The sequence below is a fragment of the Pseudomonas sp. KCJK9058 genome (genome assembly GCF_046230975.1).
In the GTDB taxonomy this organism is placed as follows: Bacteria; Pseudomonadota; Gammaproteobacteria; order Pseudomonadales; family Pseudomonadaceae; genus Aquipseudomonas; species Aquipseudomonas alloputida.
In genome coordinates this window covers 202,387-223,567 of sequence record NZ_JBJJLR010000002.1, presented here as the reverse complement: position 1 = coordinate 223,567, position 21,181 = coordinate 202,387, and the positions used below count along the sequence as shown (strand labels likewise).

The following is a 21,181-nucleotide window of genomic DNA, read 5'->3' as shown; positions in this document are numbered from 1 at the left end:
GCGGCCATTTAGGCGCGATCGCTACAACAGGACTCAATCAGGCATAATGCCGCCTTTTTCCCCGATGCACAGGTAGCCCATGAAAGCCCAAGCCCGCCACATACTGGTCAAGACCGCTGACGAAGCCGAAAAGCTCAAGCAGCGCATCGCCAACGGTGAGGCTTTCGACGTGCTCGCCAAAAAGTGCTCTCTTTGCCCATCGGGCAAGCGCGGTGGTGACCTGGGCGAAATTCGCCCCGGGCAGATGGTCGGCGCCATCGACCAGGTGATCTTCAAGAAGCCTTTGCGTGTGGTACACGGGCCGATCAAGAGCAAATTCGGCTACCACCTGGTGCAAACGTTCTACCGCGACTAACGCGCTAGCCCTTTGCCACCTGACATTTTTGCCAGTTGTGGTCGTGACGCACTCCTCTATACAACCCCGGTAACCCTGTGCACCACGCGTGGTGCGCAGGTTTCCCTGGTGAATGGAGGTTTTCCTGATGCGTCTACGCCTGATGCTGACCCTGGGTTCGCTCCCGCTGCTGGGCATGGTCACGCCCGCCCAAGCAAATTGCACCTTCGCACCCGGCCCGGATAACGACACCTACACCTGTGACAGCGGCACCGCACCCGCGTTGGTGGACAGCAGCGGCGATAACCGCCTGGTATTCCCGGCATCCGGTAGCGGCGCCATTACCGGCGACGTAACCTTCGGCGCCGGCAAAGACAGCATCGACATGGGCTCTGGCAGCATCGGCGGCAACGTCAACCAGGGCGCCGGCATCGATGACTTCGTCATGAGCGGCGGCGTCATCGAAGGCAACCTCAACCAGGGTGATGGCCTGGACACCTTTCACATGAGCGGCGGCTGGATCAAGGGCACGTTCGACAGCGGCGACTATGCCGAAATGGACGACGGACGTATCGGCAACGTCAACATGCGGCTGGACGAGAACACCTTCATCATGCGTGGCGGCAGCGTCGACCGGAATGTCATCACGGCCTTCGACAAGGACTACATCGAAGTCTTCGAGGGCAACATCGGCGGCAACATCAGCGTCAGCGGTGGCGACGACCAGGTGCTGGTGCACGGTGGCCAGGTTGGCGGCGATGTGTTGCTGAGCACTGGCAACGACCGCTTCACCTGGGACGGAGGCCGTATTGGCGGGCGCGTGGATGCCGGGCCAGGTGATGACACGGCGCTGCTCAAAGGCCTTACGCCCGAGGTGCTCAGTATCACGTTGGACGGCGGCGAAGGTAACGACAGCCTGACGTTCGATGCCAGCCAGCCGGCAGGCGGTGCCCACTATGTGAATTGGGAGCGCGTGGCACTGAACAACGGCAGCCGGCTGGCACTGGATGACACGCTGGTACTGGGCGACAGCAACAGCAGCACGGGCAGCCTCGCCCTCGACGCCAGCAGCCGCATCACGTCACGCCAAGGGGTGATCACTGCGTTTGCCCCTGGCCAGCGCGCCGCAATCAGCAACGCAGGCACACTTGACCTCACCGCCGGCAATGATGCCATGGGCCGCTTGCGCATCGAGGGCGATTACACCGGCATCAACGGCACCCTGCGCCTGAACAGCGTGCTGGAAGGCGATGGCGCTGCTTCCGATCGCCTGGTGGTCAGCCGCGGCGCCATCGCCGGCTCTACCCAGGTGCTCATCAACAACCTCAAGGGCGCAGGTGCGGCGACGGCGCAGAACGGCATCCAGGTGGTCGAAGCCCGTGACGGCGCCACCAGCACGGCCACCGCCTTTGTACAGACCCAAAGGCTATCGGCCGGAGCCTACGACTATCGGCTGTTCAAAGGGGGCGTCACTGCCGGCAGTGAAAACAGCTGGTACCTGCGCTCGACGCTGGTTGCGCCACCCGCCCCAGCCCCTGTGCCGGCACCGGGCGAGCCGCCGGTGATCGCCCCGGCCGTCACTCCCCCCGTCGCTGCGCCTGCGCCCGGCCAGGCCGAGCTGCCTGCGCCGGTGCAGGGCCAAAGCCTGCCGCTGTACCGCCCCGAGGTCCCGGTGTATGCCGCAGCGCCGCGGGGTGCCGCGATCATCGCCCGTCAGGCATTGGGCACCTTCCACCAACGCCAGGGCGACCAGCTGTTACTGCAGGGTGAAAGCGCCCTGCCCGCCAGCTGGGGGCAAGCCTACGGCGGCACGCTGCGCCAGCAATGGAGCGGCACGGTCAGCCCGAGCCTGGATGGCGACCTGTACGGTTTCAAGGTGGGCCAGGACCTGTATGCCAAGGTTGGCGAGAACGGTTACCGCCAGCATGTCGGTATCTACGTAAGCCATAGCCGCCTGGACGCCCACGTCAAAGGGTTTGCCCTGGCCGTTCACGACCGCAGCGTGGGCGACCTGAAGCTCGATGGCGATAGCGTGGGCACCTACTGGACGCTGGTCGGGCCACAGGGCGCGTACCTGGACGCGGTGTTGCAGTACACCCGCCTGGATGGCCGCGCCCGCTCCGAGCGTGGCGACACGCTGAACCTCGACGGCCACGCCTGGACAGCTTCACTGGAATCGGGCTACCCCATCACCCTGTCCGAGCGCTGGCGCGTGGAACCGCAAGCTCAGCTGATTGCGCAAAAGGTCGCGCTGGAAAGCGCCAGCGACAGCGTCTCGCGCATCCGTCATGACGCCCAGGTCGAGCTGACCGGCCGTTTGGGCCTGCGCCTGGAGGGTGCGTTCACGGGGAGCAGCGGGCGCCTGTTGCAGCCCTATGCGCAGGTCAACCTGTGGCACGGCGACGGTGGGCGCGACACCTTGAGCTTCGATGACGCAGACAAGATCAAGACCGATTACCGCTATACCTCAGTGCAACTGGAAAGCGGTGTGGTCGCGCAGGTCAACGAAGCGCTGAGCCTGCATGGCGGCGTGCAGTACACCGCCAATCTGGACAGCCGCCAGCAGGAAGCCAGCGGCGTTAACCTGGGCGTGCGCTGGCAGTTCTAGCGGCGCGCAGCCAGCAGACCGAGGCCCGCGCAACCCAGCAAGGAAGCGCTGACCCGGTTGAACATCCGGCGTGGGCCGGGCTGGCTGAACCAGCGCTGCATGTAGGCGCCCAGGCCTGAGTAGATGGCAATGGCCGCCCATTCCAGCAGCAGGAACAACACACCCAGCCAAAGGAACTGCTCACTCACCGGGGTGCTGCTACCGACCGAGACGAACTGCGGCAGGAAGGCGGTGAAGATCAGGATGGCCTTGGGGTTGCCGGCCGCCACCCAGAACTCCTGGCGCGCCAGGCGCCAAGTGCCGCCTGGGTGATCGCTTGCCACCACGGCCTCGCTCACGGGTGCGCGCCACAGTTGCCAGGCGATGTAGAACAGGTAGGCCGCGCCCACCACCTTGATGGCCAGGAACAGGTATTCGCTGGTATGCAACACCACTGCCAGGCCCATCGCTGCCAGGGCGATCATGCCGCAGAAGGCAAGGATACGGCCGGCGCCAGCCACACAGGCGGTGCGCAGGCCGTAACGGCTGGCGTTGTGCAGTGACAACAGGTTGTTGGGCCCTGGCGCCATGTTCAAGGCAAAGCAGGCGGGGATGAAGAGCAGCAGGCTTGAAAGGTCCATTCTCGTTTTCCTCTGACAACAGCCCTCTATTTCGGCGCGTTCCGGGCCCTGCGGTCAAGTAACAGCCAGCGATAAAAACTGTACGGGTGCGCGGCACCTGTTACCCTGCCGACAATACCGAGGAGCCTGCAATGCCCCGTTCCCACGCCGCCCTGTGGCGCGACCCGGCCCTGGCACATGTCGAAAGCCGGCGCGCCTGCCACAGCCGGGCCTGCTACAAGGCCCACAGCCACCCGACGTTTTCCATCGGTGCGGTGGATGCTGGCCGCAGCCATTTCACCGGGGCTGCCGACGGGCAGCATCACTTGGCGCCCGGCACGCTGGTACTGGTCCCGGCCCACCGCGTGCATGCCTGCAACCCGGCCCCCGGCCTGGCGTGGAGCTATCAGATGCTGCATGTGGATGCCGACTGGCTGACGCAGTTACGCCTGGAGTCGGGCTTTGGCGGTATCGAAGCCGGCGAACCGGTGCGTATCTGCAGGGAGGCTGAGGTATATCGGCAGTTCTGCGCGCTGAACAGGTTACTGTTTTCCAGTGCCTGCAACGGCGAGAAAGATGCGGCGCTGATTGCCTTTCTGGGGGACCTGGACGTTGCCCGGCACCCACCGCTGGCAGCGCCCCCCGTCCTGAAAGCTGCCACCTTGAACGGGTTGCTTGCACGCATCGAACACCAGGACCCTGCGCAATTGAGCCTGGAGGTATTGGCGCGGGAGGCCGGGCTTGGGCGCTATCAACTGATCCGCGCGTTTCGAGCGGCTACCGGGTTTACCCCGCATGCCTACCTGCTCAATGCCCGGGTCAATCGCGGGCGGCAACTGTTGAGTGAAGGGCTGGCCCTGGCGGAAGTGGCCTACCAGCTTGGCTTTGCTGACCAAAGCCATTTCCAGCGGGTGTTCAAGGCCCATGTGGGGGTTACGCCGGGGCAGTACCGCGGAAACTGAAGGCCGCTGCAGGTGCAATATTGTTCAATACGCCAGAACGGGCCCGGCAGCAGACTGCGGTTTTTCCGCAGAGCCGCCCCCAATGCAACAATTCATGATCATCGCCCTGGCCCACTTCCTTGCCCTGCTCTCACCTGGCCCGGACTTTTTCCTGGTCGCACGCAACGCGATCAACAGCGGCTGGCGCATCGCCAGCGGCGCTTGCCTGGGCATAGCGCTGGCCAATGGCGCGTTCATCGTCATCGCCTTCACCGGGCTTTCGGTACTGCAGCAGGGCAGCCTGCTGTTCACCGCCCTGCAACTGGCCGGGGCCAGCTACCTGCTGTACATCGGCGTGCTGTTCCTGCGCCATGCCGGGCAAACCAGCCTGGGCTCAGTCGCCGGCAGCCAGCGGGTGCATGGCTGGTGGCGCAGTTTGGGCATGGGCTTCTTGTCCGGCATCCTCAACCCCAAGAACGCGCTGTTCTATGCCAGCCTGGCCAGCATGGTCGCCAGCGTCAGCCCCGGCTGGAAAGCGGCCTACGCCCTATGGATGTTCAGCATCGTCCTGCTCTGGGACTTGCTGGTTGCCGTGGCCATCGGCAACCAGCGGGTACTGCGACGATTCGCCCGCAGCCTGGCGTGGCTGGAGCGGGCCTCGGGGGTCATGCTGGTGATGTTGGCGGGGGCGTTGTTGCTGCATCTGGCTCTGGGCTGACCCGTTGCAAGGTGCGCATGTCGACCAAGGTGAAATGGCCGCTGGCCCAGCCCCCCGTGTCCAGGTGCCACACATTGCCTAGCAGCTTGGCCTCCAGCACCGGGGTGTGGCCGACCAGCAGGGCTCGCAGGCCCTGCACCGGTTGGGTGTCACCCTCTTTCAGGCGCCGACGTGACCACTGGCACACTTGGCGCACGTCAGGGTCGTCATCCAGCTCCAGCCAGGAGCGTAAGACTGCCCAGTCGGCAAACGGGCTGTCGGCATGCAGCAGGCCTACCAGACCGTCCGCACTCTCCACTTCCATGGCAATCGGCAACTGCTCGAAACGCTCCACGAAACGCAGTTGCTCGTGCCGCGGCAAGTCGAGGAACCAACCACCCCCGGCGGCGCGGTACATGCCCAGGTCGAGCCGCCCACCGCGCACGCGGGTGATTGCCAAGGCCTCATGATTGCCCTGGACGGCATGGAACCAAGGCTGGGCCAGCCAGTCCAGCGCTGCCTCGCTGTGCGGCCCACGGTCGACTAGGTCACCCACGCTGAACAGGCGGTCCACCGCCGGATCGAACCCTACCGCATCCAGGCATTGCTGCAGGCGCTGGAAGTGGCCATGGATATCGCCTACGGCCAGATCCCGTCCCCGGATATTGGCGATCATCCGCCGAAACCGTGCCATTACAGTGTTCCTCCGCTGGTAGCACCCTGCCCACCTTGGCGCGGGCCGTGCGCATGGCGCTGTCACTGGACAGCATGGCACAAGGTACCGTGGCTGCGCAGGTCGGGGGGCGTTTTGCTGCGCACCCCAGGCTTCCTGAAAAACCCTTCACTGGAACAGGCGTTGGTGCCGATAGTATGCTCGGCACGTCAATCTTCACCAGGGAATGGTTCTGATGAAACTGTGCGCCGTACAACTGGCGTCGCTCAAGGGCGATTTGCCAGGCAACCTCCAGCGCCATCTGGTTTGCATCGAGCAGGCTGCGGCCCTGGGTGCCGAGCTGGTGGTGTTCCCCGAGCTGTCGCTGACCGGCTATGAGCCGAGTGTGGCGCGCCAGGCCGCCCTGCCTGTCACCTCCGCGCGCCTGGACCCGCTGCAGGCAGCCTGCGACCGCTTGGGTATTACCGTTGCCGTGGGCCTGCCATTGCCAACGCCCGACGGCATACGCATCGGCATGCCCATCTTCTGCCCTGAGGCGCCGCGCCAGGCCTATGCCAAGCAGCGCTTGCATGATGATGAGCTGCCTTACTTCACCCCAGGTGATCAGGCATTGCTGCTGGAGGTGGGTGAGCACCGGGTGGCGCCGGCGATCTGCTACGAATCGATGTTCATGGCGCATGCCGCCGTGGCCCGCGAGCGCGGTGCCGACCTGTACCTGGTCAGCGTTGCGAAAACCGCCAAGGGTATCCGCGAGGGATACGCGCACTACCCAGAGGTGGCACGTGAGCTGGGCATGCCGGTGTTGATGGCCAACTGTGTGGGGCCGGCCGACACCTTCATCGGTGCTGGCGGTTCTGCAGCATGGGACAGCCAGGGGCACTTGCTGGCCAGCCTGGATGACCACAGTGAAGGGCTGATCGTACTCGACACCCGCAGTGCCAGCGCGATCACCCTGCCCTTGGCCCCGTACCTTGCATGATCTATCTGTTTCTAGCGTTGCTGAGTTACGCCTGCACCTACTGCCTGGTCGGCTTGCTGATTCAGGGTCAACTTGCCGATGTGGCCGAGGGCTTGCGCCATCGGCCCGATGCGCCTACGCCCGGCGAGTACCTGCGTGAGGTCGAGCCCCGCGCACGTCAGGCCCGGCGGCAATACACCCTGATCGCCGGCTCGGTGCTGGCCGTGCTGGCCTGCCTGATCGCCAGCGGGTTCGGTTGACGCCTTACAGGTCCAGCGGCAGGCTTTGCCGCCCTTCCAGCGCCAACAGATACTGCTTGGCCACCAGGCCACCGGCAAAGCCGGTCAGGCTGCCCGACGCGCCGATCACCCGGTGACAGGGGGCGATGATCGAAATCGGGTTGCGGCCATTGGCAGCGCCAACCGCGCGTACCGCCCTGGGGTTGCCCAGCTGCCGGGCAATGTCGCTGTAGCTGCGGGTTTCGCCGAACGGTATCGCCAGCAATGCGGCCCATACCTGGCGCTGGAACTCAGTACCGGCAAAGTCCAGCGCCAGCTCGAAACGCTGGCGCTTGCCGTCAAAGTACCCGCCCAGCTGGCGAGCGGTTTCCCGCAGTACCGGGCACTGGTCGTCCCGGTGCAGTGCGCCCAGGCGTACGCGGTTTTCCCGCTCCTCTTCCCACACTACGGCTGCCAGGCAATTGCCACGGGCCACAAGGGTCAGCATGCCGACGGGCGATGGCATGATCGTGAATGCGCTGGACATAGCGGGCTCCTGCAAGTTGCGATCGGCCCACTGTACGCATCCACAGTCCTTGATGCACCCGCTTTCTTGCTCAGTTCACTGCGCAGCCGGCAATGTGCCGCGCCTGGCTGAGCGTGACCTTGGGGATCAGCTCAGCGGGAATGCGTGATGTTGCCGACAGGTTGTAGACATGGAAATGCTCGCTGACCACTTCCCTGGCCATCAGCTTCAACGACGGCAGGATGCGGCTGTCCCAATGCTGGTCGAGCCCGCACGGCGAAGAAGGGCCTTGGCCGTCCTCGTAAAAGCGCCCGACGCTCTGGTCGAGGTCAACCCCCACCAGCAACACTTCCTCGAAGCCCAGGTGATAGGCCAACTGCAAGGCCACATAAGCCACCGTACGGGCATCGAAAAAGCCATGGCCCATGTCTTTACTGAAGGCGATCGAGCGGCTGCGTTTGCTCCACAGTGCCCGGTTGCACACGCAACTGTCACCCTGGCCGCGCAAACCGTCCAGCAGGCTCGGCGTGTCGGCTTTGTGCAAGGCATAACACTGGGTGTGAGCTGGCACATCGGCACGCGCATACTGCTCTGGCCACAGGGCCAGGCGTTCGCTGTCGCGCATGGCAGTGGCGAACAAGGCCGGCTGTTGCTGGCAAAAGCTTTTGTCGGTGCACACGTAGAAGAAGGGTTTGATGCCGTGTTCGGCGGTCATGGCGACCGACCCATTCATGGCGATGATGGGCAAGTGCGCAAACTCGCCCAGCGGAAAATGTTTGGCAGAAGCGCCGGAGGCGAGGATCACCACGGGGCCCTGCTGGGAATTGCGACACGCCTCGAAACCGGAGAACGCCCCGCGTTCAGCGCTTGGCTGCGACGGAAGTATGTTCATCAATGGCATCTTTAACCGGACAGTACAAACCACAATACTGATCCGTGTATATGCCGTGGCCGCTTTTACCTAACTTTACCTGGGTGAACTTAAGTCAACCGCCATTCCCTTGTTTGGCGGGGTTTCAGCCTGGCTAATACCGGCTGGTCCAACTGCTATAACAGACCACCCCGGTGAAAAAGTGTTCCCCTGGTGCGATTCAGGAATAGCGATGACCAATACCGAGGCGACCGATGGGTGCCAAGTGCCTTTCGTCATGAGCCTGCTTGATGCTTGCGATCGGTGAGACTAATACTTAAATGTCTGCCTGGGGAGGCACGAAAAATGCAACCAAGATTCGTTATCGTTCCCGCTGTGCCGATCGAAAAGGAATCGTTCCGCGTGGGCAGCCGCTACTACGCCGCTACCGTGTGTGGAGGGTTCGACATTTATGACAATCAGGCAAAGGAACGGCTCAAGCCGAGCTATCCGAGCCGCACGGAGGCGCAGGTGAAATGCGAGCATTTGAACAAGCGGGATGAGTTGGGGTAACTGCAGGAGATCGGGGCGGCTCAACCCGCTCGGGGCACGGGTTCAATCCAGGCATTGCTTGGCAGCCTGGCGTAATTTGTCGCCAGACAGAAAGCTGCCCTTGTAGAAGGTCGCGCGGCTGCCCTCGTGAGCGTCAACCACATCAAGCACATCGTCGCTTGCCACGGCGCTTGGCGCCGTGAGCCGGTAGCCGTGGGCAATTGACTTCTGCGTGGCCTGTGGGGCCAGCGCCTGCCATTTTGGCAGGACACAGGCGGCATACTGCTGCGGCGATTTTTTGGTCAGTTTGCTGGCAGTGGGTTTGCCGGGGCTTGCGCAACCGGCGAGGCTGGCAACCAACACAGTGGCGATAAAAATACGAAAGTCTGGCATTTGCAATCGACCGTTATGGATACGCTGCATTCTAACGGGCGTGACGCCGCGTTACTAATCAACCAAAGTCTTGCTGCAGGACGACGCCCAAGCGGGATCAGTGTAGCGCACCTGATATTTCTGCCAGTAGCCGGGGCACGCCGCAACAGTGAAACTCCCGAGGGACATCACACCACGACTCGGCAGGGCTTCATACCATGCAAACGAACGCCAACCACACTCAGTTCTTCTATCAGAACGGCAAACTCGTCACCCTTAAAACCGGTGAACAGGGCCATAGTATCTTTCGCTCGCCGGACGTCCCCCTTGCCGAGCGACAATCAGACGACACCGACGCCATCGGATTACTGGCAACTGACGACAAGGGTTCGGTGCTGCAGGTACAGGAGAAAAGCTGAAGCCCTGAGGATACTCCGGCGCCATTGCGAGCCAAACCCGGGGTCAGGGCTTGGCTCCCCTGTACAATACGATGGCTGCTATATCCAGGGCCAACACACTGCCGACAACCAGGAACATGATGTACAGATCTTCAGAGAGCATTGCCGTGTCCCCCAGATGCGCCGGTTTCAAAGGGGTATGCAATTACTGATCCCGTCAGCGCATCCGCTAGCGAACTGCGACTCAGCTGAACTTTAACTTGACCACTTTGCTTAGCGCCCAGCCACTGAAGACATAGAACGCATCCAGGTAGAAGCGCCCTGCATAGTTGGGCAACGGCGTTTGATTCAACAGCACATCTGGCTCGGGCGCAGGAGGAAACAGTGCATAAAAGCCGTTCGGCAGCACTGCCAGTGCCAGCAGTAACAGGTAAGTCGAGGCTTGTAGCAGGGTGGCACGATTACTGGATCTGGCGGACCACTTCAGCCCGTAGTAGGCAACCAGGCCGGCAACAGGCAAAACCCAGAAATGCGTCGGCATCCCAATGAACATTTCGGCGACTACGCTTCTTGCTTCCACCCGCGACTCTCCATCCAAATACATCGATTATTACGGGCGGGGCCAGCAAATGCAAAATCAACGCTGCTCAAACCAGCGTCGGCTCCACCCGCCATTTCTTGAACGTTGCCGGGCAGGCGATCGACACCGCCCGCCGTTTCCTGGGCACCCAAGTTACTTGGCCCTCAGGCAAAAAGCCCGCTCTCGACGGCGGGCTTTTTGTGTTGGGTTGGATGATTACGCTTTTGAACACATCAGTGCAGCATCCAGCAACCTGCCATGGTCGTACCAGGCATCACGTTGATAGGCCGTGAAGTGGCGCTCGGTTCCCGTGCCCCGCAACTCTACAAGGCCCTCTGCCTTGTCGGGGTCAGTGCTGTCGACGAAAAGCCTGATCGCGTTATCACCCTCGACTTCATAGGTTTTCACATTCCCTTGCAGCTCGCCTTTGACGCAGCCCAGGTAGGCGGGTGGGCTTTTCACGGTAGTGCCAGCGGTATAATCGTGGCTGTCACGCACATCAGGGTTTTGCGCACAGCCTGCGACGAACAACGAGGCTGCCCCGAATAACAGTATTACACCTGCTCGCGAACTTGAGTTTTTCACGCGACACGCTCCTGCAGCCCCCTCGAAAACTGGGAAATGTTGCCAAGCAGCCTGCCCTTTTTTTTGGTTTTCTCATGCCCATGTTACTGCGCAACGACAACAGGGCATCAGGTTTGTTTGCTATATAGGGTTCGGGGCGTTTGCCTCACGCCCTGCGTTAGCCCCGATTACGCGTAAGGCCTGACCCATAACCGGGGTCAGGGGATGGCATTGAGAAACACATAAGTCGCCGCCAGGTCCAGTACCAGCACAGCAACCACGCTGAAAATCATGTAATAGCGGTCATCCTGAGTCATTTCTGCGTTCTCCGCATGATCAATGTCTCGAGGTCACAGCAATTCCCGTTCCAGCGCCCTGATGCAGCCCGCTGACACCGCGCCCGCCAAACAGCGCAATCGCGCAGTCAGTCCTTGATCTGGCATACGCCATTGGCTTTGTTCTTACCGGTATACGAGACGTCAGGCGAGCCGTCCGGGTTGATCGACAACGATACCGTTACCCCGCCACCTTTGGCCTCGAAATAGTTGTCATTGAATTTTTTCAGCGTGGCTTCCTTGCCATTGATATAGACAGGCCCACCTTTATCGGCATGGACCTCGATATTGCCGGGGCATGTTGCGTTCAACAGCGGAATACCGGCATGGGCAGCGCCCGATGCGGCAAGCAACAGGCTCAGTAACAAACGCTTCATTTGCAGTGTCCTCATGGGGTTGTCGGGGGTGCGCGCGTTAAAGCAGTCCTGCGATAGCAAAGAGACTCATCGCGCGTTCGAGATGGTAGGCAAGCACATGCAGGCTCATCTCGCTACGCATTTTTTTTCATTCAGTGCATCCAGTCCGCCCGTTGGCGGGTATTGACAGTGGGCGGCCTTTGACTGCCCAGCCCAATGACTTTCAGGAGCACTGCCCATGAACTTCAAATACTCCGCCTGCCTGTTTGCCTGCAGCCTCGCCCTTGCGCTGCCGCCCGCCCACGCCCAGACCACGCTGCCAGAAGCGGTCAAAGTCCCTGATGGCCATCGCGTCCTGCTCGAAACCGTCGGCGTCGGCGAGATCACCTACGAGTGCCGCGACAAGGCCAACACCCCCGGTCAGACCGAATGGACTTTCGTCGGCCCCAAGGCAGTGCTCAATGACCGTGGCGGTAAACAGGTGGGCGACTACTTTGGCCCACCCGCTACCTGGCAGGCCAAGGATGGCTCGAAAGTCACCGGCACCCAGTTGGCAGTGGCACCGGCGGACAAAGGCGCCATCCCCTATCAACTGGTCAAGGCCAACCCCGCCGAAGGCAAAGGCGCCATGCAGGGGGTCAGCTACATCCAGCGCCTGGCCACCCGCGGCGGTGTGGCGCCGTCAGTCGACTGCACGGCGCAGAACAAAGGTGCCAGGCAGGTCGTCCAGTACCAGGCTGACTATGTGTTCTGGACAGCCAAGTGACACGCACCTGACCCAACGCCCTGCGAGTGATGATCTACGCTCGATGGCAAGCCCCCCGGCTGGATGGCCGGGGTACTTGCCTTACACAAGGAAGCCACACACGTTGAACTCGCCGGCCACTCCCTTCGACTTCCACCGCTGCCTGTTAGCCTGTGCACAGGGTGACCGGCGGGCCCTGCAGGCGCTCTACGATCACGAAGGCGCGCGCCTGCTGGGTGTTGCCCGGCGTATCGCACGTGACGACGCCACCGCAGAAGACATCGTCCACGATGCGATCATCCGCATCTGGACCCGCGCTGCCAGCTACGACCCGGCGCGCGGCTCGGCTCGAGGCTGGATCTACAGCATTACCCGCCACCTGGCGCTGAATTCGATACGTGATACCCGCCGTGAAACTGTACTGACCGATGCCGACACCGAAACTGCGTCAACATTGCACGGGAGGATTGATGACCTTGACCTCTGGTCCGGCTCAGCAAAGATTTACCGCTGTCTTGAACAACTGCAGCCCGCACCGCAACGCTGCATCCTGCACGCCTACGTGGACGGCTGCAGCCACGCCGAGATAGCCGGTTTATTGGGCGCGCCACTGGGCACTGTCAAGGCCTGGATCAAACGCAGCCTCAAAGCGCTACGGGAGTGCCTGGAATGAAGCCCGATTCTGCCGAAGAACTGGACAGCCTCGCCGGGGAATATGTGCTGGGGACCTTGTCGCCGGAGCAATATGCCGCGGCGGCCGAACGCCTGCGTACCGACCCCGCGCTTCGCGCCGCCGTGGATGCCTGGGAGGCCCGGCTGCTGGAGCTGACCGCGCTGTCTACCCCGCAGCCCCCAAGCCCCCGCCTGTGGCGCCGTATCCAGCGCAGCCTCGACGAGCTGCCTGCAGCGCGCACGCAGGCTCGCTGGTGGCAACGCCTCGGCCTGTGGCAAGGGCTCAGCGCCGCAGGGCTGGCTGCAAGCCTGCTGCTGGCGTTTACCTTGCTGACCACGTACCCCTCTACCACGCAATACCTGGTGGTGCTGGTGGCGCCGAACAGCCAGGCCCCCGGCTGGGTGGTGCAGGCCAGCGATAGCCACATGATCGAACTGCTGCCGCTGGGCCGGGACACGGTCCCCGACGGCATGGCCTTGCAGTTCTGGACCAAGGGCGAGCAATGGCGTGCTCCGGTTTCGCTTGGCCTGGTCAAACCAGGCGAACCCTATCGAGTTCCGCTGGAAAGTTTGCCACCCTTGGAGGCCAATCAATTGTTCGAGCTGACGCTGGAGAAAGCCGGTGGCTCGCCGACCGGTCTGCCGACAGGGCCGGTGAAGTTCATTGGTCGCGCGGTGAAAGTGATATGACACGAAAGGGCCGCAGAACATGACTGCGGCCTTCGCAAGGCTGGAAGCCAGGGTCAGCCGCGGATCACCTCAAGGCGATCCCGCCCAGCCTCTGTGATGGCGTTCTCCCCTTCATCGCTGATGCGATAACGTCCTGACACCATTTTGGTAATTGAGAAACGGACCAGCCCGCTTTGGGACAAGGCTTGGCCTGCTTCGAAGCGCATTGCCTGCTCCAGGTCGAAGATCTTGATCTCTCCGATTTTGTAGCGTGCAAACGCGACCAAGGCGTTATCCAGTTCTTGTTGACTGATCGTTGTAGCGACTTCCATTCGACCTCCCAGGTCATGAGAGCCCCGGTCCGTGGGGGTGAAGGCAACGAACCGGGTGGCTTGTTGAAGGCGGACCGTACTATGCAGTCACGGAAGTCGCTACTGGCTTTCCATCCATGCTGGATGGGTAGGCAGCACGACACCCGCCACACCTACGGTCACTTCAAGAGCCGTCGCTGGCGGCGGAACGCTTACGGCCTTGATCTTCGTCGTCCTGTTCAGTGCCCGCTGCCCTTTACGCCCGTGCGCTTTGGGGCGAAAAGCTGCCGATCGTGAATGACCGCTATCGACCCGTTATCGGTTGTCCGTTCGCTGTAGGTCGTTAATGGCCCAAAGGAACCCGATTCCAACACCTGTCCCCCTGATGACGTGGCCGTGAACCCAACACAGCTAAGTACGCAATACCTGTTCACCAGCATTGGCCGGCAGGCGTACTGCATCAACCAACGCGGCGCAAGCAATCAGGCCGATACCGACAAGCGCCCAGCGAAAGTCGCCCACCGTCATCTCGCTTTCACCCCCACGCAGCATCGTCGAGCCCCTCAGCAGCAGGGCCGCAATCGCAACCCCGAGCGCCATCGCCAGTTGGAAGAACATGCTGAACAGCGTCGACGCCTGGCTCATCTGTGCTTTTGGTACCTCGGCAAACCCGATGGCGTTGTAGGTGGTGAACTGCATGGAACGAGACAGCCCGCCAATGAACAGCACCAGCGCCATCCAGTACCACGGCATGTCTTGCTGCAGGAGCAAGCACGCGAGAATGCAACCGACACCGATCAAGCCATTGACCAGCAGCACTCGACGAAAGCCGTGGCGGCGCAGCAGCCCGGTGGTGAACGGTTTCATCGCGAGGTTGCCGACGAAGATCGCCAGCACCAGCAACCCGGCATCAACCGGCGAATAGCCGAAACCGATCTGCAGCAACAGCGGAATCAGGAACGGCAAGGCGCTGATCGACAGGCGGAACAACGTGCCGCCGATGATGCTGGCGCGGAACGTGGCGATGCCTAGGGTAGCCAGCGGTAGCAGCGGCGCCGGGTGACGCTGGCAATGGCGGATCGACAGCCAGGTCAGCAGAGCCCCCACGGCCACCAGTGCAGCGCCTGTGCCGAGGCTGCCGCCCGACAGCGAGCCGAGCATCTCCAGGCCCAGCAGCCAGGTCGCGCAGGCCGAAGCGAGGAAGACGAAGCCGAGCCAGTCGAAACGGCGCGCTTCACTGGCACGGGTGTTGGGGACCAGCCACCACGCCGCTGGGATGGCCAGCAGGCCGAGCGGGATGTTCAGGTAGAAGATCCACGGCCACGGCAGGTGGGTGACGATCAACCCGCCAATCGGTGGGCCGAGCACCGGCGCCACCAACCCGGGCCAGGTGATCACCGCAAGCACCTTCACCAGGTCCTGCTTCTCGGTGGTGCGCAGCACCACCAGACGCCCGACCGGTACCATCAGCGCGCCACCGATGCCTTGCAGCACCCGTGCGGCGACGAAGGTTTCCAAGGTTTGTGCCAATCCGCACAGCCACGAGGCCAGGGTGAACAGGCCAATGGCCCCGGCGAACACCTGGCGCGCGCCGAAGCGGTCGGCGACCCAGCCGCTGAGCGGGATGAACACCGCCACCGCCAGCAGGTAGGCGCTGATGCCGATGTTCAGGCTGACCGGGTTCTCGGCGAAGTCACGGGCCATCTGCGGCAGCGCGGTGGCGATGACAGTGGCGTCGAGGTTTTCCATGAAGAAGGTGACGGCGACCAGCAAGGCGATGCCGGTGTTGGGGACTGCGGGGGCGGCCAAGGGTTCGGTTCCTTCTGGAAAAGGAGAGTCTCGATTGTAGGAGCGGGTTTACCCGCGAACACCGGCGCAGCCGGTGCCATGCCCCGCGTCACCTGCTTCGCGGGTAAACCCGCTCCCCTGCTCAGACCATGCTCATCGCCGCACGCAGCGCCAGCAGGTAGGTTTCGACACCAAACCCGCAGATCTGCCCGCGCACCACCTCGGCAAATACCGAGTGATGGCGGAACGGCTCCCTGGCATGGATGTTGGACATGTGCACTTCTACCACCGGCACTTCGATAATGGCCAATGCATCACGAATGCCGTAGCTGTAATGCGTCCAGGCACCGGCATTGATCAGCACCGCATCCACCCGGTCCTCATAGGCCTGATGGATGCGTTCGCACAGGGCGCCCTCGAAGTTGCTCTGGAAGCTCACGACCTGCGCCCCCAGCTCTTCGCCCAGGGCTTGCAACGCCTGGTCGATGTCGGCCAGGGTCGCTGTGCCGTACTGGCGCGGGTCGCGCTTGCCGAACATGTTGTGGTTGATGCCATGCAGCATCAGTACATTGGCGACCATCGACCTACTCCAGGGGAATCGTCAGCTGATTAATCACGGCACGTGTGTCGGGCCGCACCCCGCGCCACCAGGCGAACGCCTCGGCGGCCTGCTCCACCAGCATGCCGACACCATCGGCCAGGCGCGCCTGGCCCTGCTCGCGGGCCAGGCGCAGGAAAGGCGTGAGGCCTTTGCCATAGGCCAGCTCGTAGGCCAAGGCCGCCTCACCCAGCACATCAGCCGGCAGTGGCGGCAAGTCAGCGGTCAGGCTCGCCGAGGTGGCGTTGACCACGATGTCGAACGATTGCCCTTCCAGTGCTTCGTAGCGGCTGATGCGCAGACGCGGGTGATCGAGCTCGTTACGCAGCGCCAGCGCCTTGGCCATGTCCCGGTTGGCGATCACCAGCTCGCGTGGCCCCGCCTGCAGGAACGGCAGCAACGCCCCGCGCACCGCGCCGCCAGCGCCCAGCAGCAGCACACGGCGGTTGCGCAGCGGCTCGCCAAGGTTCTCCTCGATGTCCCGCAGCAAACCGATGCCATCGAAGTTCTCGGCGACGATGCAGCCATCCTCGAACTTCAGCGCATTGGCCGCCCGCGCCAATTGCGCCCGCTCGCTGCGCCGGTCGGCCAGCTCGAAGGCACGCAGCTTGAACGGGGCAGTGATGTTCATGCCCTTCCCGCCTTCGCTACGAAACTGCAGTACCTGGGCTTCGAAGTCGTCCAGCGAGCCCTCGATAGCCCCGTATTCCAGCTGCTGGTTGCTGGCCTGGGCGAACAGGCCATGAATCAGCGGGGACTTGGTGTGGTTGATCGGTCGGCCGATCACTGCGTAGCGGTCGCTCATCGTGCATCTCCGTGGGTAAACAACACGCCATCCGCCTGCAAGGCAGTGATTTCTTCAATACTGAAGCCAAGCCCGGCGGCCACTTCGGCGTTGTGCTGGCCAAGGTCCGGGGCTACTTGGTGAATCGTGGTGTCGCAGTCGGAAAAGCGGAACGGCAGGTTGGCCAGGCGCAGCGTGCCGTAGCGTGGGTGCTGCTGCTCGATGACCATGTTGCGTGCCTGGATCTGCGGGTCGGCCAGCACTTCGTCGATGCGTTGAACCTTGGCACTGGGGATGTCGATGCCATCGAGCAACGCGAGGATTTCGGCCACCCGACGCGCGCCAACCCAGTTGCGGACCACCGCCAGGATCGCCTCGCGGTGGGCATTGCGGCCGTTGAGGCTGTGGTAGCGGCGGTCGCTGCCGAACCCGGGCGGGCCGCCGTTGGCTTCGAGCATGGCCGCGAAGCGCTGCCAAGCATCGTCGACCTGGGCGGCGATCACCAGGTCGCCGTCGGTGGCGCGGAACACGCCGTACAGGGTCGAAGTGGGCATGTCGTGGCCGGTTTGCTGGGGCAACACAGTGCCACCGGACAGCGTGTAACACTGCACCGCGTATTCGTGCATCGACACCAGGGTGTCGTACAGCGCCATGTCGATGTGCTGGCCTCGGCCACTGCTCACCCGGCCGAGCAGCGCGGCATTGATCGCCGCCACCGCGTGGATGCCGGTGTACATGTCGCCCAGGGAAATACGCAGCAGCGGCGGTGCTTCGCCCGGCACGCCCACCATCTGCATGATCCCGCTCTTGGCCTCGGCGATCAGGCCGAAGCCGGCGCGGTGGGCATCCGGCCCGGTATGGCCGTAGGCGGAAATCGAGCAGTACACCAGGCGCGGGTTGCGCGCCGACAGCTCGGCGTAGCCCAGGCCCAGCTTGTCCAGGGCGCCGGGGCGGTAGTTCTCGATGAACACGTCGGCCGAATCGGTCAGGCGCTGCATGAACGCCTTGCCGCGCGGGTCTTTCATGTTGACGCTGACGCCCTGCTTGCCCATGTTCAGCTGCAGGAAATAGCCGCTCTGCTGGTCGTCCAGGGTGAACGCATGCTGGCGGCCAGCGTCGCCGCTACCCGGCCGCTCGACCTTGATCACTTCTGCGCCGAGCGCCGCCAGGCAACGGCCGACATAGGGGCCGGCGAGGAAGTGGCTGTAGTCAATGACGCGGATACCCGCCAATGGCAATGCCTGGCTCATGCTGCTGCCCTCCGCGGCACCATCAACCGGTGCTCGCCACGTTGCACGACTTCGCCGTGCTGGTTGATCAGTTCCGAAGGCAGCACCACGATGCCCCAGCCAGGTCGGCTGTTGCTCGGGCGCATCGCCCCCACCCGCATGCGCACGTGAAGCACGTCGTTGACCTTGATCGGCAGCACGAAGTCCCAGGTCCACCCCAGCGACATGCCCGGCACGAAGCGGTACTCGCACTGGGTCTTCAGGCCGTCGGCGATCGACAGCCCGAACAGGCCGTGGGCGACCAGGCAGCCAAAGTGGCTGGCGTTGGCGTAGGCCTCGTCGACATGCACCGGGGTGTGGTCGCCGGTGAGGTCGGCGTAGGCCAGGATGCGTTCGCGGGTCACGGTGTAGGTCGGGCTGATGCACTCATCGCCTTCGCGGGCATCGTCCCAGTACTTTTCAATCACGCTCATGCCTGCACCTCCGCGCGCGGGTCGATGGCCAGTGCCTGGGCTACGCATTTGGCCGGCAGCGCCTGGATGAACTCCACCGCCAGGCCATCAGGCAGGCGCAGCCAGTTGCGGCCCTGGGGCATCTCACTGACGCCAAAGCGTTGGGCGGCGGCCAGCGCCGCTTCCAGGTCTTCGCACATGATGCCCAGGTGCGCCAGGCGCCCTTCCGGGCCAGCGAAGTCCGGCTGGTGAATGAACTGCAGGCCGCCGAGGGTCCAGTACTGTGCCGGCTGCTCGACATCACCCTGCACTTCACGCATGGTCATGCCGCACACCTCGCTGAAAAAGCGGATATGCCACTGAATGTCCTGCACCCAGAACGCCACGTGTTCGAGGTAGGCTTTTGACTGGCTCATGGGGTTTCCCTCTTCTGGTGATCGGCCATGGCGCGCTCGATACCCTTGATGCAGGCCACCAGGGTCGCGTTGACCGGCGTGGCCACGCCATGGCGCTGGCCCCAGCGCACGACGGAGCCGTTGATGAAGTCGATTTCGGTGATCGAGTTTTTTTCCAGGCTCTGCAGCATCGAGGTGCGGAAGCTCGCCGGCAGGCCCTCGGCGGCCAGTGACCAGGCAGCCTCGGGGCTGGTCAGGCTCAAGCGGATGCCGGCGCGCTCGGCCACGGCAATGGCCTCGGCCACGGCGGCCTTGGCGGTGCTTTCCAGCAGCGGCTCGCTGTACAGCTGGCCGTAGCTGAGCATGGTGATGCCGCTCAATGCACCGGTGGCGACGTTGACCAGCAGCTTGTCCCACATGGTGCCGAGGATGTTGTCGCTGACCGTGGTGGCCAGCCCGGCATTGTTGAACGCTTCGGCGATGGCCTGCACGCGGGGCGTCAGCTGGCCGTCGAGCTCACCGATGAAAGTCTGTTTGCCGGCCACACCGGCGCGGATCGAGCCCGGTGCGAGGAGCACGCCGCCGACATAGGTCTTGCCAGCCAGCACCCGCTCGCGACCCACCACTTCGGCCAGGATGTCCTCGTGGCCGAGGCCGTTCTGCAGCGACAGCACCAGCGTCTGTGGGCCTATCAGCGCGAGGGCACCGGCGATGGCCTCGGCAGTGTGAAACGACTTCACCAGCACCACCACCAAATCGGTCACGCCAACGTCTTCGGCTTCAATGGCCGCGTTGACCGGTACATAGCGCTCGCCCCGTTCGTCCTGTACCCCCAGCCCATGCTGGTTCATCGCCTCGACGTGCGCGCGGCCGCGGTTCAGCAGCCAGGTTTCATGCCCTGCCTCGCTCAGGGCTGCGCCAATGGCGCACCCCAGTGCACCGGCGCCCAGAATGCAGATTTTCACGTCGCAGACCTCCTGTGATTTGCGATCACCTTATGCAGCGGGGTTTATTTGCGCTATACAATGACCTCAATACAGATATTGAGAATTTCAATAATGACTACCCTGGAGGCCCTGCCCGAACCCAAGCTGCTGCAGCTGTTCGACGTGCTGTACCAATGCCGCAGCGTGACCCGTGCCGCCGAACAGTTAGGGCAGAGCCAGCCGACCATCAGCATCTGGCTGGCGCGCCTGCGCGAGCAATTGAACGACCCGCTGTTCGTGCGTACGCCGGGCGGCATGGCCCCTACCCCCCGCGCCGACCAGCTGATAGGGCCGTGCCGTGAGGTGCTGGAATCGCTGCGCCGGCTGACCGCCTGGGAGCCACAGTTCATCGCCGCCACAGCGCAGCGGCGTTTTCGCCTGTGTGTCAGCGATGCCAGCCACATCACCTTGCTGCCAAGCATCCTCAACCATCTGCGCAGCCATGCGCCGGGCATCCGCCTGGAGGCGGCGCGGATCGACGGCAATACCGAGAGCGCGCTGGAGTCGGGCGAAGCGGACCTGGCCATCGGCTTCGTGCCCTGGCTGGGCGGGGGGATGTATCAGCAGGTGCTGTTCGAGCAGGACTGGGTGTGCCTGAGCAACCCGCAGCATCCGCGCCTGGGCAATGGCATGAGCCTGGAGCGGTATCGGGCCGAGGGGCATGTGCAGATCAGCTTCGGCACCGGGCAGAAGCTGCTGGAAGCGGGATTGGCGCGGGCCGGGATCGAACGGCGGATCATGCTAGAGCTGCCAGCGTTTCTCGGGTTGGGGATGATAATCGGGACTACCGATCTCCTAGGCACCTTGCCGCGGCATATCGGGCAGACACTGGCCGATATGCATGGGCTACAGGTCCATGACTGCCCGTTCGAAGTGGAGGGGTTCACGGTCAAACAGCATTGGCATGCCCGCTATCATCAGGACAATGGAAATCGATGGTTGAGGGAAGTCGTTCGCGGATTGTTTCAGTAAGCCCGCCAAGCAGGCTCCC

General features: G+C 63.2%; 28 protein-coding genes. 12 read left to right on the top strand and 16 right to left on the bottom strand.

Features of this window, described 5'->3' with window-relative positions:
• The first annotated feature begins 79 nt into the window (after positions 1 to 79).
• Both ACK59Z_RS03015 and ACK59Z_RS03010 read left to right on the top strand, forming a co-directional pair.
• Entirely contained in the window at positions 80 to 355 is a 276-nt protein-coding gene (locus ACK59Z_RS03015) for a peptidylprolyl isomerase (RefSeq protein WP_004576651.1), read from the top strand.
• A 112-nt stretch (positions 356 to 467) separates the two neighbouring features.
• Positions 468 to 2,942, top strand: coding sequence for an autotransporter outer membrane beta-barrel domain-containing protein (locus ACK59Z_RS03010; RefSeq protein ID WP_409292367.1), 2,475 nt, complete (start codon positions 468 to 470; stop codon positions 2,940 to 2,942).
• On the opposite strand, the gene ACK59Z_RS03005 is transcribed toward ACK59Z_RS03010, so the two are convergent.
• Positions 2,939 to 3,562, bottom strand: a complete 624-nt coding sequence (locus ACK59Z_RS03005; RefSeq protein ID WP_003248288.1) for a LysE family translocator — start codon at positions 3,560 to 3,562, stop codon at positions 2,939 to 2,941. The two genes, ACK59Z_RS03010 and ACK59Z_RS03005, sit on opposite strands and share 4 nt — an antisense overlap.
• 131 nt (positions 3,563 to 3,693) lie before the next feature.
• Here ACK59Z_RS03005 and ACK59Z_RS03000 point away from each other — a divergent pair, with 131 nt between their 5' ends.
• On the top strand, positions 3,694 to 4,503 hold the full coding sequence (locus ACK59Z_RS03000; protein WP_409292365.1) for an AraC family transcriptional regulator: 810 nt from the start codon (positions 3,694 to 3,696) through the stop codon (positions 4,501 to 4,503).
• Positions 4,504 to 4,585: 82 nt separating this feature from the next.
• Positions 4,586 to 5,200, top strand: coding sequence for a LysE family translocator (locus ACK59Z_RS02995; protein ID WP_108191070.1), 615 nt, complete (start codon positions 4,586 to 4,588; stop codon positions 5,198 to 5,200).
• On the opposite strand, the gene ACK59Z_RS02990 is transcribed toward ACK59Z_RS02995, so the two are convergent.
• The gene (locus tag ACK59Z_RS02990) at positions 5,148 to 5,873 is read right to left on the bottom strand and encodes a serine/threonine protein phosphatase (RefSeq protein WP_108191069.1); all 726 of its coding nucleotides are present in this window, start codon (positions 5,871 to 5,873) and stop codon (positions 5,148 to 5,150) included. The two genes, ACK59Z_RS02995 and ACK59Z_RS02990, sit on opposite strands and share 53 nt — an antisense overlap.
• 214 nt (positions 5,874 to 6,087) lie before the next feature.
• On the opposite strand from ACK59Z_RS02990, the gene ACK59Z_RS02985 reads away from it, so the two are divergent.
• Positions 6,088 to 6,831 (top strand): carbon-nitrogen hydrolase family protein, encoded by a 744-nt coding sequence (locus tag ACK59Z_RS02985; RefSeq protein ID WP_070096532.1) that lies wholly within the window; start codon positions 6,088 to 6,090, stop codon positions 6,829 to 6,831.
• Entirely contained in the window at positions 6,828 to 7,070 is a 243-nt protein-coding gene (locus tag ACK59Z_RS02980; protein ID WP_054888825.1) for a hypothetical protein, read from the top strand. The genes ACK59Z_RS02985 and ACK59Z_RS02980 overlap by 4 nt, the downstream gene beginning before the upstream one ends.
• Positions 7,071 to 7,074: 4 nt before the next feature.
• Here ACK59Z_RS02980 and ACK59Z_RS02975 read toward each other — a convergent pair whose 3' ends face one another.
• A complete protein-coding gene (locus tag ACK59Z_RS02975; RefSeq protein WP_409292362.1) occupies positions 7,075 to 7,575 on the bottom strand; it encodes a methylated-DNA--[protein]-cysteine S-methyltransferase in 501 nt (166 codons plus the stop codon).
• A 70-nt stretch (positions 7,576 to 7,645) separates the two neighbouring features.
• A complete protein-coding gene (locus tag ACK59Z_RS02970) occupies positions 7,646 to 8,446 on the bottom strand; it encodes a 6-hydroxymethylpterin diphosphokinase MptE-like protein (protein ID WP_100773828.1) in 801 nt (266 codons plus the stop codon).
• A 324-nt stretch (positions 8,447 to 8,770) separates the two neighbouring features.
• On the opposite strand from ACK59Z_RS02970, the gene ACK59Z_RS02965 reads away from it, so the two are divergent.
• Entirely contained in the window at positions 8,771 to 8,977 is a 207-nt protein-coding gene (locus ACK59Z_RS02965; RefSeq protein WP_003248274.1) for a hypothetical protein, read from the top strand.
• A gap of 42 nt (positions 8,978 to 9,019) precedes the next feature.
• Here the strand turns inward: ACK59Z_RS02965 and ACK59Z_RS02960 are convergent, their stop codons facing one another.
• The gene (locus tag ACK59Z_RS02960; RefSeq protein WP_019751720.1) at positions 9,020 to 9,379 is read right to left on the bottom strand and encodes a hypothetical protein; all 360 of its coding nucleotides are present in this window, start codon (positions 9,377 to 9,379) and stop codon (positions 9,020 to 9,022) included.
• A 167-nt stretch (positions 9,380 to 9,546) separates the two neighbouring features.
• On the opposite strand from ACK59Z_RS02960, the gene ACK59Z_RS02955 reads away from it, so the two are divergent.
• Positions 9,547 to 9,747, top strand: a complete 201-nt coding sequence (locus tag ACK59Z_RS02955) for a hypothetical protein (protein ID WP_003248269.1) — start codon at positions 9,547 to 9,549, stop codon at positions 9,745 to 9,747.
• 223 nt (positions 9,748 to 9,970) lie between these two features.
• Here the strand turns inward: ACK59Z_RS02955 and ACK59Z_RS02950 are convergent, their stop codons facing one another.
• The 3 genes from ACK59Z_RS02950 to ACK59Z_RS02940 all read right to left on the bottom strand — a co-directional run bounded on the left by ACK59Z_RS02950 (position 9,971) and on the right by ACK59Z_RS02940 (position 11,582).
• Entirely contained in the window at positions 9,971 to 10,279 is a 309-nt protein-coding gene (locus tag ACK59Z_RS02950) for a hypothetical protein (RefSeq protein WP_003248263.1), read from the bottom strand.
• 243 nt (positions 10,280 to 10,522) lie between these two features.
• Entirely contained in the window at positions 10,523 to 10,891 is a 369-nt protein-coding gene (locus tag ACK59Z_RS02945) for a hypothetical protein (protein WP_060537975.1), read from the bottom strand.
• A 403-nt stretch (positions 10,892 to 11,294) separates the two neighbouring features.
• Positions 11,295 to 11,582, bottom strand: a complete 288-nt coding sequence (locus tag ACK59Z_RS02940) for a hypothetical protein (RefSeq protein WP_003248257.1) — start codon at positions 11,580 to 11,582, stop codon at positions 11,295 to 11,297.
• Positions 11,583 to 11,799: 217 nt separating this feature from the next.
• Between ACK59Z_RS02940 and ACK59Z_RS02935 the strand changes: the two genes are divergently transcribed.
• From ACK59Z_RS02935 to ACK59Z_RS02925, 3 genes are all read left to right on the top strand, one after another.
• On the top strand, positions 11,800 to 12,327 hold the full coding sequence (locus ACK59Z_RS02935) for a DUF3455 domain-containing protein (protein WP_003248255.1): 528 nt from the start codon (positions 11,800 to 11,802) through the stop codon (positions 12,325 to 12,327).
• 103 nt (positions 12,328 to 12,430) lie between these two features.
• Entirely contained in the window at positions 12,431 to 12,979 is a 549-nt protein-coding gene (locus tag ACK59Z_RS02930) for a sigma-70 family RNA polymerase sigma factor (RefSeq protein ID WP_003248253.1), read from the top strand.
• A complete protein-coding gene (locus ACK59Z_RS02925; RefSeq protein WP_108191066.1) occupies positions 12,976 to 13,668 on the top strand; it encodes an anti-sigma factor domain-containing protein in 693 nt (230 codons plus the stop codon). The genes ACK59Z_RS02930 and ACK59Z_RS02925 overlap by 4 nt, the downstream gene beginning before the upstream one ends.
• Positions 13,669 to 13,721: 53 nt before the next feature.
• Here ACK59Z_RS02925 and ACK59Z_RS02920 read toward each other — a convergent pair whose 3' ends face one another.
• The 8 genes from ACK59Z_RS02920 to ACK59Z_RS02885 all read right to left on the bottom strand — a co-directional run bounded on the left by ACK59Z_RS02920 (position 13,722) and on the right by ACK59Z_RS02885 (position 20,169).
• A complete protein-coding gene (locus ACK59Z_RS02920; protein ID WP_003248248.1) occupies positions 13,722 to 13,979 on the bottom strand; it encodes a hypothetical protein in 258 nt (85 codons plus the stop codon).
• A 390-nt stretch (positions 13,980 to 14,369) separates the two neighbouring features.
• A complete protein-coding gene (locus ACK59Z_RS02915) occupies positions 14,370 to 15,767 on the bottom strand; it encodes an MFS transporter (RefSeq protein WP_108191065.1) in 1,398 nt (465 codons plus the stop codon).
• Positions 15,768 to 15,888: 121 nt separating this feature from the next.
• Entirely contained in the window at positions 15,889 to 16,326 is a 438-nt protein-coding gene (gene aroQ / locus ACK59Z_RS02910) for a type II 3-dehydroquinate dehydratase (RefSeq protein WP_003248245.1), read from the bottom strand.
• A 4-nt stretch (positions 16,327 to 16,330) separates the two neighbouring features.
• Complete coding sequence (gene aroE, locus ACK59Z_RS02905; protein WP_014756512.1) at positions 16,331 to 17,149, bottom strand: shikimate dehydrogenase; 819 nt, start codon at positions 17,147 to 17,149, stop codon at positions 16,331 to 16,333.
• Positions 17,146 to 18,378 (bottom strand): CaiB/BaiF CoA-transferase family protein, encoded by a 1,233-nt coding sequence (locus tag ACK59Z_RS02900; RefSeq protein ID WP_108191064.1) that lies wholly within the window; start codon positions 18,376 to 18,378, stop codon positions 17,146 to 17,148. The genes aroE and ACK59Z_RS02900 overlap by 4 nt, the downstream gene beginning before the upstream one ends.
• Positions 18,375 to 18,830, bottom strand: coding sequence for a MaoC family dehydratase (locus ACK59Z_RS02895; protein WP_060537967.1), 456 nt, complete (start codon positions 18,828 to 18,830; stop codon positions 18,375 to 18,377). The genes ACK59Z_RS02900 and ACK59Z_RS02895 overlap by 4 nt, the downstream gene beginning before the upstream one ends.
• Positions 18,827 to 19,225, bottom strand: a complete 399-nt coding sequence (locus ACK59Z_RS02890; protein ID WP_003248238.1) for a VOC family protein — start codon at positions 19,223 to 19,225, stop codon at positions 18,827 to 18,829. Before ACK59Z_RS02890 ends, ACK59Z_RS02895 begins: the two co-directional genes overlap by 4 nt.
• Positions 19,222 to 20,169, bottom strand: coding sequence for a ketopantoate reductase family protein (locus ACK59Z_RS02885; protein WP_108191063.1), 948 nt, complete (start codon positions 20,167 to 20,169; stop codon positions 19,222 to 19,224). The genes ACK59Z_RS02890 and ACK59Z_RS02885 overlap by 4 nt, the downstream gene beginning before the upstream one ends.
• Before the next feature lie 93 nt (positions 20,170 to 20,262).
• On the opposite strand from ACK59Z_RS02885, the gene ACK59Z_RS02880 reads away from it, so the two are divergent.
• Positions 20,263 to 21,162 carry a LysR family transcriptional regulator gene (locus ACK59Z_RS02880; RefSeq protein WP_108191062.1) on the top strand — a complete coding sequence of 300 codons (900 nt, stop codon included), beginning with the start codon at positions 20,263 to 20,265 and terminating at the stop codon, positions 21,160 to 21,162.
• Positions 21,163 to 21,181 lie beyond the last annotated feature (19 nt).